Genomic DNA, 12,296 nt, shown 5'->3' on the forward strand with positions numbered 1-12,296 from the left:
TCGCTACCGCTCCTCAGTTTGTCCGGGCAACATAGTCCACCATTGTCTTGAGCTGGTAGCGGGAAACATCTTCCCCGTTCTCATCCTCGGCGAAGACCGAGGAGACCATTACGGTGTTCTCCTTGTCCAGGAACCCGATCTCCTTCAGACCGCCAAAGAACTCGTCCCAGTTCACGTCACCATCGCCGATCTTGAGGTGCTGGTGAACGCGGACGGCATTGCCGGGCGGGTTGGTGATGTAGCGGAGGCCGTGGGAGGCGTGGTGGTTCATGGTGTCGGAGACGTGCACCAAGCGAAGCTTGTCCCCCGCCGCCCGCATGATCTCCAACGGCTTGTTTCCCATGTGGAACGTGTGCGAGGCAACGTAAACCATCCCGATGTTCGGCGAGTTGACGCCCCGAATGACGCGCAGGGCTGCCAGCCCGTCTTCCACAAAGTCATCAGGGTGCGGATCGATGAGCACGTCCATGTCCTCGCGTTCAATGATCGGCAACAGCTCTTCCATGGAGCGGTAGAACGCGCGCTCGGATTCCTCGGCCCTCTCAGGACGGCCGCTGAACTCGGTGTTCATGGTCTGGACGCCCAAGTCAACCGCGATCTGGATGGCACGCTTCCAGTAGCGAACGGCTGCCTCCCGGGCATCCTCGTCCGGCCCCGACCAGCGAAGAACGGGCAGGACAGACGCGATTTCAACGCCGGCGTCCTTACACGCTGCTTTCAGCTTGGCCACCAGTTCGTCGTCTGCCTTGGGGTGGTTGAAGAATGGGATGAGGTCCGCGTGCGGTGTCATCTGCAGGTACTTGTAGCCAAGGTCTGCAGCTACCCGGGGAAACTCCAACAAGCTGTGGCTGTGGTGGAACGGCGTGGGATCAAGTGCGATTTTCATGGCCCATCCCCTACTTGTAAAGATCCGGTTTGGTGTTCAGCCGGACTTTGACCTTTTCGCCGGACTTCTGGGCCTCGACGCCTGCTTCGCAGCAAGCAGCGGTGGCATAACCGTCCCAGGCGGTTGGACCGCCGATGTCGCCGCGAAGGGCGGCGTCCACCCAAGCCTGCACCTCGACGTCGTACGCTGCTCCGAAACGGTCCTCGAAGCCGGGCGTGACGTTGCCGCCCCACTTGCCGGCGCTTTGAACGTAGGGGCCGTTGTCGCCACCGATGCTGACGATCCCGTCTTCGAAGGACGCCTGCGTGGCCACCTGGTAACCGAACTTTGCGTTGACATAGATTTCGACGTCGGCCAACACACCTGACTCCGTCTCCAGCAGTACGTGCTGGGGGTCATGCTGGCCGTTCGGTGCATTGCGTGTCGCCTTACCCAGACGGACCTGCACGGAGGTGACTTCCTCACCGGTGAAGTAGCGGATCGCGTCGAACTCGTGGACCACGGAGTCGTTGATCAGCATCTCGTTGGTGAAGCCCTCGGGCGTACTCGGGTTGCGGTGCTGGTGGTGCAACATCAACAGCTCCCCCAATTCGTTGTTGCGAATGATCGCACCCAACGCCGAGTACTCGGCATCGAAGCGGCGCATGAAACCCACTTGGATACGTTTGTGGCCCAACGCCTGTTCAGCCTGGACAATCTTCCACGCACTTTCGGCGTCCGGCGTCAGGGGCTTCTCGCAGAGAATCGGGAAGTCTTTCTCCAAAGCCTTGTACAGGATTTCCTCGTGAAGGAAGCCGGGGGTCGCGATCAGGACGGCATTCACGTCGCCGTTGTTCAGGGCCTCATCGGCGCTGGACAGCGCGACGGCGCCACTGATGCCCTCGACGGCGGCCTGCGCCCGGGCAAGGTCGACGTCGACGACGGCGGCAACTTCAGCGCCGTGGATGCGGGTGCTGAGGCGCTTGATGTGGTCCGCACCCATGCGGCCCGCACCGATGACGGCAACGCGGAGAGTCTTGGTCACTGTATTTGTCCTTCGTGAAGTTCTTCTGGCTGGCTGTTGCTGGCAGTGTTACTGGACCCTGGTACGGGATCCGCAGGACAGCAGGTAATTGCGGGTTCGCTTGGCGATCGGCATGGGTACGTCGAAGGCTACCGGGTACATGTCCTGTTCCACGATGCCGAAGATCGGCCGGTTGAGTGCCTCGACCGCTTCGATGACGGCGCGCAAATCGGGGAGGCCGTTCGGCGGCTCGGTCATCACACCGGCCAGGTTGGCGGCTGCCCAGGTCATGTTCTTTTCGTTGACCTCGGCGAGGACCTCAGCATTGATCTGCTTCAGATGCAGGTATCCAATGCGGTCAGGATAGTTCTTGATGAGTTCCAGGCTGGACGCGCCGCAGTACTCCGCGTGCCCAGTGTCCAGGCAGAGGTTCAGGTACCGCGGATCCGTGGCAGCCAGAAGGGTCTCGATGTCCTGCTGGGCTCCAACGTGGGAGTCGGCGTGGGAGTGGAACTGTTGATGCAGCCCGAAGTCCTCCAGGAGGACCTTGCCCATACGGTTGTGGCCTGCGAACAGGTCAGCCCATTGCTCATCTGTCAGTTCGCCGTTCTCCACAGCTTCGCCGGTGACGTCGTCGCGCCACATCGCGGGGATGACCACGATGTGTTCACCGCCCAGGGCGGCCGTGAGTTCGGCCACCTTGCGGGCCGGTTCCCACGCCTGGTCGTACTGCGCCGCACCGCGGTGGAACGCCGTGAAGACCGTGCCCGCCGTGACTTTGAGGTCGCGCTGCTTCAGTTCCTCAGCCAGCCGGGTGGGGTCGTCGGGCAAATAGCCATACGGACCCAATTCAATCCACTTGTAGCCGGACTCCGCTACTTCATCCAGGAATCGCTCCCATGGCGTTTGCTGGGGGTCATCTGCGAACCATACGCCCCAGGAATCGGGGGCGGTACCGATGATCAGCTTGTTCTCGACATCAGTCATGACGGCGTTGTCTTCCTTCGCGGCGGTGGGGATAGGTTCAGTTGGAGGGGAAGTTGTACGAGGCGCCGGAGGCGTGGGTGGGTTCGGGCCAGCGTGAGGTGATGACTTTGCCACGGGTGTAGAAGGAGACGCCCTCGGGGCCGTAGATGTGCTTGTCGCCGAAGAGGGAGTTCTTCCAGCCGCCGAAGGAGTGGTAGGCCACGGGGACGGGAAGGGGCACGTTGATGCCGACCATGCCTACGGTCACGGAGCGCTGGAACTTGCGGGCATGTGCACCCGAAGAGGTGAAGATCGCGGTCCCGTTGCCGTAGGGGTTGGAATTGATCAGCGCGATGCCCTCTTCGAGGTCTGCGACGCGGACTACGACCAGGACGGGGCCGAAGATTTCCTCGGTGTAGGCGGTCATTTCGGTCTTGACGTGGTCAATCACGGTGGGACCCACCCAGAAACCGTCTTCGTGGCCGGGGACCACCAGATCGCGGCCGTCCACCACCATGGCAGCGCCGGCGGTTTCGGCTTCCGTGACGATCTTGACGATGCGTTCCTTGGACGCCGGGGTAATCACCGGGCCCATTTCGGCGTCGGGTTCGGTGCCGTTCTTGACCTTCACGGCCAGAGCGCGTTCTTCGACCTTCTTCACGATCAGGTCCGCGGCGTCCCCGACGGCAACGGCGACGGAGATGGCCATGCAGCGCTCCCCCGCAGAACCGAAAGCGGCAGCAGCGAGGTGGTCTGCTGCGTTGTCCAGGTCGGCGTCGGGCATGACAATGGCGTGGTTCTTCGCCCCGCCGAGCGCCTGGACGCGCTTGCCGTGCTTGGTGGCGGTCTCGTGGACGTACTGGGCGATCGGAGTGGAGCCGACGAAGGAAATGCCGTCCACGTCCGGGTGGGTCAGGAGGCCGTCCACGGTTTCCTTGCCGCCGTGCAGGACCTGGAACACGCCATCGGGCAGGCCGGCCTGCTTCCAGAGTTTGGCCAGCAGCATGGACGCTGACGGGTCACGCTCGGAGGGCTTAAGGATGAAGGCATTTCCGGTGGCGATGGCCATCGGAGCCATCCACAACGGCACCATGACGGGGAAGTTGAAAGGCGTAATACCTGCAACCACGCCCAAGGGTTCGCGGAAGGAGAAGACATCGATGCCGGTGGAGACCTGGTCCGAGTAGTCGCCCTTGAGCAGCTGCGGGATGCCACAGGCGAACTCGATGACTTCCAGGCCGCGGCCGATCTCGCCCTTCGCATCGGAGAGGACCTTGCCGTGCTCGGCGGTGATCAGCTCGGCAAGTTCGTCCACGTGGGCGGCGACGAGCTCGCGGAACTTGAACAACACCGCGGTGCGCTTGGCCAGGGAAATGTCGCCCCACGAATCCGCGGCCTTGCGGGCCGCGGCAACTGTGGTGTTCAGGTCAGCCTCGTTGGCCAGGCGCAGTTCAGCCGAAACCTGGCCGGTAGCCGGGTTGTAGACCGGCTGGGTGCGGTCCCCTTCGCCTGTGGTTTCAGCGCCGTTGATGAAGTGGTGAATGGTGGTCAGTGTGGTCGTCGTCGACATGTGCGGACTTCCTTGTAGTCTGTGGCTTTTAGGCGGGGCTGTGACTAGCCGAGCAGTTTGCGCTGGCGGTTCTTGTGGTCGGTGTACGTCTTGTAGGCCTGCTGGGTGGATTCGAGATCAGAGACCTGCGAGACCGGAACGTCCCACCAGGACTCGGAGCTCGGGGCGTCCAGCAAAGGATCGGACTCGACGTGGATCACGATCGGCCCGGTTTCCGGGGCGGCCTTGGCTTCCTTGATGGCAGCGCCGAGGGCTTCGATGACGTTCTCCCCCGGTTCGATCCGGATGACCCTTGCGCCCAGCGATTCGGCGTTGGTGGCGAGGTCGATGGGAAGGTTCTCGCCGGCGTCGAAGCTGTGCTGTTCCTTGTCCAGGACGCGGTACTGCGTGCCGAAGCGCTGGGATCCGAGCGACTCGGAGAGGGAACCGATGGAGGCGTAGCCGTGGTTCTGGATGAGGACCACAATCAGTTTGATGCGTTCGGCGACGGCGGTGACCAGTTCGGTGTGCATCATCAGGTAGGAACCGTCCCCCACCATGACGACGACGTCGCGCTCAGGCCCGCCTGCTGCGGCTTCGGCCAGTGCGGCGCGCTTTACGCCCAAACCGCCGGGGATTTCGTAGCCCATGCAGGAGTACGCGTATTCCACGTGGTAGCCGAATGGATCCCGGACCCGCCACATCTTGTGCAGGTCCCCCGGCAGGGAACCGGCGGCGCAAATGACCACGTCCTGGTCATCCATGGCCTTGTTGGTGGCTCCGATGATCTCGTTCTGGGCAGGCAGCGGCGTGTAACGGGTCTCGAAAGCCTCATCTACGATCGCGTTCCAGCGCTTCTTTTCGGCAGCGACCTTCTGTTCCAGGTCGGCACCGACGCGGTAACCGCCCAGGGCCTGGTTGAGCTTCACCAGTGCCTTGCGTGCGTCAGCGACAATCGGCAGCGTGGTGCCGTGTTTGTACGCGTCGATCGGGGCGACGTTGATGTTCACGAACTTCACGTCCGGGTTCTGGAACGCCGTGCGGGACGCAGTGGTGAAGTCCTCGTAGCGTGTCCCGATCCCAATGATCAGGTCCGCTTCGGCAGCAAAGGCGTTGGCCGCCGTCGTACCGGTTGAACCGATGGCACCGAGGGAGGACGCGTGGTCCCACGGCAGGACGCCGACGCCGGCCTGGGTGTTCCCTACTGGAATGCCTGTCAGTTCGGCGAACCTGGCGAGTTCGTCGTTGGCGTAAGCGTAGAGGACGCCCCCGCCGGCAATGATCAGCGGGCGCTTGGCGGCGCGGATGGCCTCCACGGCGCGGCGGATGTCGTCATCCTCGGCCTCAGGACGGCGGATCCGCCATTCACGCGCGGCCAGGAACTCTTCCGGGACGTCGAAGGCCTCAGCCTGGACATCCTGCGGCAGCGAAATGGTCACCGCGCCGGTCTCCGCCGGGTCCGTCAGGACCCGCAGGCCATGGTGGAACGCGGAGAACAGCTGCTCCGGACGCGAAACGCGGTCGAAGAACTTCGACAACGGACGGAAAGCATCATTGACCGTGATGTCGTAGGCGTACGGGAGTTCCAGCTGCTGCAACACCGGGTCAGCCGCGCGGGTGGCGAAAGTGTCACTGGGCAGCAGCAGCACCGGCAGGCGGTTGGTGGTGGCCAACGCTGCACCGGTCAGCAAGTTCGAGGAACCCGGGCCAATGGAGGTGCTGATCGCGAATGTCTGCCGGCGACGGGTGTGCCGCGCGTAGCCAACAGCCTGATGTACCTGGGCCTGCTCATTCCGGCCTTGGTAGTACGGCATGATGGACGGGTCCGCGGCCTGGTACTGCTTCAACGCCTGGCCAACACCGGCAACGTTGCCGTGCCCGAAGATGCCGAACGTGCCCGGAATCAGCCGCTCGCGGTAGTCCACACCGTTGATGGAGTCCACGGTGTATTGCTTGGAAAGAAATTCGACCACGGCCTGCGCCACGGTCATCCGACGGGTTGCTGTACCCATTGCTAGCTACTCCGATACTTTCACTGGAATACGGTCTGACATGGTCTGCTCATCCGCGGCGGCGACCACAGGCGAAGTTTTCAGCAACGACGCGGCAGTCGCAACGGCACCGGCCACATCGCCGTCGTGCGGGTAAAGCAGCGTCCTGCCCACAGTGAGGCCCCGAACGCCGGGCAATGCCAGGGCTGCCTGCCAACTGGCGAACACCTCCTCCTGGCTTCCGTCCGGATCGCCACCCAACAGCACGGTAGGCATGGTGGTGGAAGCCATGACACGTTCCATCTCTGCCACCACCGGCAGTTTCATCCAGGTATACGCACTGGTGGAGCCAAGGCCTTCGGCGATGCCGACAGATTTGATCACGGCGTCAGCGCGAAGGTCGTTGCGGACCTTTCCGTGCGCATCCCGTACTGAAAGGAACGGCTCCACCATGGCGATGAGCTTGCGTTCGGCCAGAGAATCGATCGCCTTGGCAGTGGATTCAAGGGTGGCCACAGTGTCCGGGTCGCCGAGACAGATCCGTGTCAGCATTTTGCCGCCGTCGGCACCGAGCGCCTCCAACGCGGCAGCGGTATGGCCGGTGAAACGGTCATCGAACTCGTTCACCAGGCCTGCCAGCCCACCGCGGTTCATGGATCCGAAAACGAGCTTGCCTTCCAAGGCTCCCAGCAAAAGCAGATCGTCCATGATGTCCGGAGAGGCGAGAATGCCATCAACGGCAGGGTTCGCCAAAGCGATCTGCAAACGGTCCAGAAGATCCCTGCGATCAGCCATGGCCATCGGCCGCGAACCTACGGACAGTGCGCCGCGGGCCGGGTGGTCGGCAGCGACGATGAAGTTCTGGGTATCGTGCTGAAGGCCCGGGTGCTTGCGGCGGGTGGCCGCAGCGCGGGCAACAGCCTCAGGGTCTTCGAGCCTGATCCGGCTCAGGTGTTCATAACGGCGTGGATCATCGTTGAGGTTCAACGCACTGCTCCTTCTGCAAAAGTGGAGGAGGCTGCAAGGGTGGCACCAGGGATGGACCGGCCACGCTCTGCCAGCAGCGAGGTGACCTCGTCCGGCGTCGGCATCGCATCCGCACAGGAAAGGCGGGAGGCGACGATCGCACCGGAAGCGTTGGCGTAGTCCAAGACCTCTGACAGCGGCCAGCCGGACAGCAGCCCGTGGCAGAAGGCGCCACCAAAGGAATCGCCGGCACCCAGGCCATTGACGGTTTCCACGGGGACCGGAGCCGACACCACGCGTTCGGTACGGGTCTTGGCCATAACACCTTCGGGCCCGAGTTTTACGACGGCGATTTCGACGCCGGCAGCCAGCAGGCGGTCCGCCTGCTCATCAGGCGTTCCCTCCCCCACGGCAACAGCGCATTCCTTGTCGTTACCGATCGCCACAGTCACGTGCGGGAGAACCTTCGCAACCTCGGCGCGGGCTTCGGCTTCCGAGGCCCAGAACATGGGGCGGTAATCCAGATCCAGAATGGTGAACTGGCCCTCCTTGAGTCCGGTGCGGGGGCGGGCCTCGTGTGCTGTGATATGGGCTTTGCGGCTGGGTTCCTGGCAGAGGCCGGTGACAGTGGACCAAAAAATCCCGGCGTCCCGGATGGCGTCAAGATCGAGGTCTTCAGCCTTGATCTGCAGGTCGGGGGCGGTGGGAAACCGGCCGTAGAAGTACAGAGGGAAGTCTTCCGGCGGTTTGATCGCGCAGAAGGTCACGGCAGTGGGGTACTCCTTGACCGGCAAGACGAAAGAATCGTCCACATTGAACTTTTGCAGTTCCCGGTGAAGGTAATTACCGAACGCGTCGTCACCGGTGCGGGTGATGATTCCCGTACGTCGACCATGACGTGCGGCAGCAACGGCCACGTTGGAGGGTGAACCTCCAAGGTATTTGCCGAAGGACGTCACGTCTTCCAGGTCCACCCCAATGTCGTTCGGGTAGATATCAACGCTGATGCGCCCGATCGTAAGCAGTTCGTGGGTCACGGTGATCGTTGACCTTTCTTTTGTGAACTCTGAACCTTTGAGCGCTGGGCCCCAATGCCTTGCCACCCCTCAGTGAGCGGGGCCACATGACTACTCTGCACCAGAATCAATGTCCTGTCAAAGGTTTGTACTGACATATTTACAACGAAACGTATGGACCCCGCACACTCCGGAAGAACACACTCCGCGGACCGCCGGCGGCGACACCTCTTGGCCCGGCAGCGGAGGCTACTTGCCCGGAACCGCCAATTCGCCCGTCACGTACTGGGCGCGGCCAAAGCCAAAGGACCAGTCGCTTGCCGTGTTTTCGACATACCCAAGGAACACATCCTCACCCGCGACCCCAACCCCACCCAGTCGGTCGGCAATCGCCGCGAACAAGGACTGCTTTGCTTCCCCACTCCGCCCCTCCTGGGTGAATATTTGGATCATGACGACGTTTGACGTCCGCTCAAAACCCAACCCGGCATCCTGGGCGTAGATCTGGCCCTCGGGGTGCTCCGTGACGATATGGAAGTAGTCGCGCTCAGGGATGCCATACTCAGCGAGGATCGCGTCATGGATGCTTCGGCTGATGGCGGCCAGCTCCTCCGGACCCCTGCCGGCATTTACGTCAATTCGAACAAGCGGCATCTTGACCCCCTAGTAAGTTTGTCCTGACATACTAACAAATCGTGAATGGGGGATGCAAGGACGGACGAGGAACGCTGGAATCAGGAGTACTGAAGGATCAAGGGATCCCTACAGGAGCCCGGCCTTGCCCACGCCGAGACTCTTGGCACATCGGTTTGACCCCGCCCGGATGCGGATGAGGTGACTTAACCAGCGAATGCCCCACCCCTAATGAAAGGGCGGGGCATTCTTCATCGGCTGCGACGCTATTCGGCGGCCCGGCCTCCCTGATGCGCACCCGCGATGTTCACCAGCCACCCAATGCCGAACCTGTCGACGCACATCCCGAAGGTGTCACCCCAAGGTGCCGTTTCCAGCGGTACGGTGACGGTACCGTCCTCCACCAGCTTGTCCCAGAAACCACGGAGTTCACTTTCGTCCGTGGCTTCGCCGCTGAGCGAGACAGAGATGTTATCGCCGGGGTTGTACGGCATGCCGTTGGGAGTATCAGCAGCCATGAGCGTCAATCCACCCGGCGCTTCCAGCATGGCATGCATGACCTTGCCGGCCTCAGCCGGGTCCTCACTCGCCTGGTAGTCGCCGAAAGTGCTGATATTCAGCTCACCGCCGAAAACCGATTGATAGAAGGTGATGGCATCGCGGGCGTTGTCACGGAACGAGATGTAAGGGTTCAGACGGGTTGTCATTGGTCGGTCTCCTTCTGGTTGATTTTTGGTTGGTTACAGAGCAGCGTTCGTTACAGTGCGGCAATGCCGACTGCGCCAGGTGGCGCCCTTTCCGCAAGTCCTCAGCCGCCGTCGTACGCCTTTTGCAGGGCGTCGATGTCCAGCTTCCGCATCTTCATCATGGCCTCCATGGCACGCCGCGACCCGTCAGGATCAGAGCCACCCAAAAGGGCGGACATGGCCGTGGGGACAATCTGCCATGACAAACCAAACCTGTCCTTCAGCCACCCGCACATGCTCTCCTCACCCCCGGCGAGGAGAGCATCCCAGTAACGGTCCACCTCCTCCTGGGAATCGCAGTTCACCATCAAGGAGACGGCCTCATTGAACTTGTGGGCCGGTCCACCATTGAGGCCCATGAACTGCCGGCCATCAATCTCGAATTCAACGGTCAGGGCTTGGCCATCGGGCCCGGGCGTGATGCGTCCCATGGAGGATCCATCAAAAATCGATGTGTAGAACTCTGCCGCTTCGGCCGCTTGGCCGTCGAACCATAGACAGGTGGAAATCTTCTGCATGAAGCACTCCTCAGCGATCCGGGGGAAGCCCTGCTCCCCAGACAGACGCTAGTCCTGTGAGTTGCTCCACACAACGCTCCACTCAAGCAAACGCGACTTCGCGTACGGGTGACACCCCGGATAGTGTCGTGGGCATGCCTTCACCTTCACGACTGTGGATCCCCGCAGCCATCGCGGACGTTCTGTTGATTCTTGTCTTCGCAGCCATTGGCAGGGACGCGCACGCCCGCGGAGACATAGTTTCCGGCGCCTTCGCCACGGCGTGGCCCTTCCTGACCGGAGCAGCCCTTGCGTGGCTGGCAGCGCGCGCCTGGCGCAGTCCTTTGGCTGTCTGGCCAACAGGCGTCCTCGTCTGGATCAGCGCAGTACTGGTGGGAATGCTGCTCCGGGCTGTTACAGGCCAAACGGTGGTCCTGCCTTTCGTGATCGTCGCACTCATCTCCCTCGGGATTTTCCTGCTCAGCTACCGGGCCCTGGCCGCACTCTGGCTGCGCGTCTCCCGGAGGCGGCAACGCCGCGTTTGAACAGGACCTGTCCCCAGCCGATGCACTAGGCTGAAACAGTCCGCAACGCTGCTTTTCCGGAAAGGCCCCACGTGATCACCGCTTTCGTCCTGATCAAGACAGATGCCTCACGCATCCCGGAGACAGCAGAGCAAATCTCTGCCATACAGGGCATCAGCGAGGTCTATTCGGTCACGGGTGAATGGGATCTCATAGCCGTAGCCAGGGTGACCAAGCACGAAGAGTTGGCCGACGTCATCGCCGACAAGTTATCGAAGGTGGATTCTGTGGTTCATACCACCACCCACATTGCCTTCAGGGCCTACTCGCAGCACGACCTTGACGCGGCGTTCGCGCTCGGCTTCGAGTAAGAGACTCCCTGCCCTAAAGATCACTCCGGCTGAGTTCCGTCCACTTCGCGAGGACGCCGGCAGCCTTGCCTGAGTCCACCGACTCGGCCGCCCGGGCGAATGCCTTGCGCATGCGCTCAGTCAGGGTTCCCTCAGCGTCCGGGGCATAAGACACCAGACCCGCGGCTGCATTGAGGAGGACGGCGTCCCGCACCGGGCCCGCCTTACCCTCGAGGATGTCGCGTACAACTCCCGCGTTTGCAGCAGCGTCACCCCCACGCAGATCCGCCACCGTAGAGGGGCCGATACCAAGTTCCGCCGGAGAGAACACCTGCTCGGTGACTGTGCCGTTCCTGATTTCCCAGACTGTGGATGGTCCCGTAGGCGTGAGCTCATCGAGTCCGTCATCCCCACGGAAGACCAGTCCACGGCTGCCGCGGCGGGCCAGCACGCCAGCCACCAGCGGAGCCATCCGGACATTGGCAACACCCACAGCAGAGGCCTGTACGTGGGCCGGGTTGGTCAGGGGGCCCAGGAAATTGAAGGCAGTGGGAACCGCCAATTCGCGGCGGGGCACAGCCGTATGCCGGAATGAAGGATGGAAAACCTGCGCGAAACAGAAGGTGATTCCTGCCTCTTCAGCATTCCGGGCCACTTGCTCGATCGAGAGGTCCAGCCGAACACCCAAGGCCTCCAACACGTCTGCCGAACCGGAAGTCGACGAAGCTGCCCTGTTGCCGTGCTTGACCACCTTGGCGCCGGCGCCGGCAGCAACGAGCGCTGCCATGGTGGAGATGTTCACGGTATTGAGCCGGTCACCACCTGTCCCTACGATGTCGAGCTTCTCACCGGTGATTTCAATCGGGTTGGCGTGCTGGACCATGGCTTGAACCAGGCCCGCCAGCTCCTCCACGGTCTCTCCCTTGGCACGGAGGGCAACAAGGAACCCGGCAATCTGCGCAGGAGTCGCTTCACCGGACATGATCGTGTTCATGGCCCACTCTGTATTGCCCACTGCAAGGTCGTCGCCGTTGATCAGTGCTGAGATGAGCCCAGGCCAGGTATTGCTGGCTGCAGGTGCCGATGCCGGAGAAGTCACCCACTGATGCTATCGACCCTGCCACGCCGATGACCAATGTGAACGCGGTCGGGAACTTTTCCGCGCGATT

At 62.2% G+C, this 12,296-nt stretch carries 13 protein-coding genes; 2 read left to right on the forward strand and 11 right to left on the reverse strand.

Annotation, left to right across the window (positions count from 1 at the left end):
- Positions 1-13: 13 nt before the first annotated feature.
- The 10 genes from ABQM86_RS11300 to ABQM86_RS11345 all read right to left on the reverse strand — a co-directional run bounded on the left by ABQM86_RS11300 (position 14) and on the right by ABQM86_RS11345 (position 10,274).
- Positions 14-886 (reverse strand): sugar phosphate isomerase/epimerase family protein, encoded by an 873-nt coding sequence (locus ABQM86_RS11300; protein ID WP_337340287.1) that lies wholly within the window; start codon positions 884-886, stop codon positions 14-16.
- Between the two features lie 10 nt (positions 887-896).
- Complete coding sequence (locus tag ABQM86_RS11305; RefSeq protein WP_369744440.1) at positions 897-1,910, reverse strand: Gfo/Idh/MocA family protein; 1,014 nt, start codon at positions 1,908-1,910, stop codon at positions 897-899.
- Between the two features lie 48 nt (positions 1,911-1,958).
- Positions 1,959-2,876 carry a sugar phosphate isomerase/epimerase family protein gene (locus ABQM86_RS11310; protein ID WP_369744441.1) on the reverse strand — a complete coding sequence of 306 codons (918 nt, stop codon included), beginning with the start codon at positions 2,874-2,876 and terminating at the stop codon, positions 1,959-1,961.
- Positions 2,877-2,913: 37 nt separating this feature from the next.
- Entirely contained in the window at positions 2,914-4,425 is a 1,512-nt protein-coding gene (locus ABQM86_RS11315) for a CoA-acylating methylmalonate-semialdehyde dehydrogenase (RefSeq protein ID WP_207593612.1), read from the reverse strand.
- A gap of 44 nt (positions 4,426-4,469) precedes the next feature.
- Positions 4,470-6,416 carry a 3D-(3,5/4)-trihydroxycyclohexane-1,2-dione acylhydrolase (decyclizing) gene (gene iolD / locus ABQM86_RS11320; protein WP_207593613.1) on the reverse strand — a complete coding sequence of 649 codons (1,947 nt, stop codon included), beginning with the start codon at positions 6,414-6,416 and terminating at the stop codon, positions 4,470-4,472.
- Positions 6,417-6,422: 6 nt separating this feature from the next.
- The gene (locus ABQM86_RS11325) at positions 6,423-7,382 is read right to left on the reverse strand and encodes a deoxyribose-phosphate aldolase (protein WP_369744442.1); all 960 of its coding nucleotides are present in this window, start codon (positions 7,380-7,382) and stop codon (positions 6,423-6,425) included.
- Positions 7,379-8,398: a 5-dehydro-2-deoxygluconokinase gene (iolC, locus tag ABQM86_RS11330; protein ID WP_369744443.1), complete on the reverse strand. Its 1,020-nt coding sequence runs from the start codon at positions 8,396-8,398 to the stop codon at positions 7,379-7,381. The genes ABQM86_RS11325 and iolC overlap by 4 nt, the downstream gene beginning before the upstream one ends.
- Before the next feature lie 228 nt (positions 8,399-8,626).
- Complete coding sequence (locus ABQM86_RS11335) at positions 8,627-9,031, reverse strand: tautomerase family protein (RefSeq protein WP_369744444.1); 405 nt, start codon at positions 9,029-9,031, stop codon at positions 8,627-8,629.
- 245 nt (positions 9,032-9,276) lie between these two features.
- Positions 9,277-9,717: a VOC family protein gene (locus tag ABQM86_RS11340; RefSeq protein WP_337340284.1), complete on the reverse strand. Its 441-nt coding sequence runs from the start codon at positions 9,715-9,717 to the stop codon at positions 9,277-9,279.
- A gap of 101 nt (positions 9,718-9,818) precedes the next feature.
- On the reverse strand, positions 9,819-10,274 hold the full coding sequence (locus tag ABQM86_RS11345; protein WP_337340283.1) for a VOC family protein: 456 nt from the start codon (positions 10,272-10,274) through the stop codon (positions 9,819-9,821).
- 134 nt (positions 10,275-10,408) lie between these two features.
- Between ABQM86_RS11345 and ABQM86_RS11350 the strand changes: the two genes are divergently transcribed.
- Together ABQM86_RS11350 and ABQM86_RS11355 are read left to right on the forward strand one after the other, a co-directional pair.
- On the forward strand, positions 10,409-10,798 hold the full coding sequence (locus ABQM86_RS11350; protein ID WP_280622905.1) for a DUF3054 domain-containing protein: 390 nt from the start codon (positions 10,409-10,411) through the stop codon (positions 10,796-10,798).
- A gap of 71 nt (positions 10,799-10,869) precedes the next feature.
- Entirely contained in the window at positions 10,870-11,148 is a 279-nt protein-coding gene (locus tag ABQM86_RS11355; protein ID WP_207593620.1) for an Lrp/AsnC family transcriptional regulator, read from the forward strand.
- A 13-nt stretch (positions 11,149-11,161) separates the two neighbouring features.
- Here ABQM86_RS11355 and trpD read toward each other — a convergent pair whose 3' ends face one another.
- Positions 11,162-12,226 carry an anthranilate phosphoribosyltransferase gene (gene trpD, locus ABQM86_RS11360; RefSeq protein ID WP_207593621.1) on the reverse strand — a complete coding sequence of 355 codons (1,065 nt, stop codon included), beginning with the start codon at positions 12,224-12,226 and terminating at the stop codon, positions 11,162-11,164.
- Positions 12,227-12,296 lie beyond the last annotated feature (70 nt).

The sequence above is a fragment of the Paenarthrobacter sp. AMU7 genome, from assembly GCF_041200195.1.
Lineage (GTDB): Bacteria > Actinomycetota > Actinomycetes > Actinomycetales > Micrococcaceae > Arthrobacter.

Coding starts and splice junctions, on each gene's coding strand:
- ABQM86_RS11345 (WP_337340283.1), bottom strand. CDS start 10,274: ATGCAGAAGATTTCCACCTGTCTATGGTTCGACGGCCAAGCGGCCGAA.
- iolD (WP_207593613.1), bottom strand. CDS start 6,416: ATGGGTACAGCAACCCGTCGGATGACCGTGGCGCAGGCCGTGGTCGAA.
- ABQM86_RS11310 (WP_369744441.1), bottom strand. CDS start 2,876: ATGACTGATGTCGAGAACAAGCTGATCATCGGTACCGCCCCCGATTCC.
- ABQM86_RS11300 (WP_337340287.1), bottom strand. CDS start 886: ATGAAAATCGCACTTGATCCCACGCCGTTCCACCACAGCCACAGCTTG.
- ABQM86_RS11315 (WP_207593612.1), bottom strand. CDS start 4,425: ATGTCGACGACGACCACACTGACCACCATTCACCACTTCATCAACGGC.
- ABQM86_RS11335 (WP_369744444.1), bottom strand. CDS start 9,031: ATGCCGCTTGTTCGAATTGACGTAAATGCCGGCAGGGGTCCGGAGGAG.
- ABQM86_RS11350 (WP_280622905.1), top strand. CDS start 10,409: ATGCCTTCACCTTCACGACTGTGGATCCCCGCAGCCATCGCGGACGTT.
- ABQM86_RS11340 (WP_337340284.1), bottom strand. CDS start 9,717: ATGACAACCCGTCTGAACCCTTACATCTCGTTCCGTGACAACGCCCGC.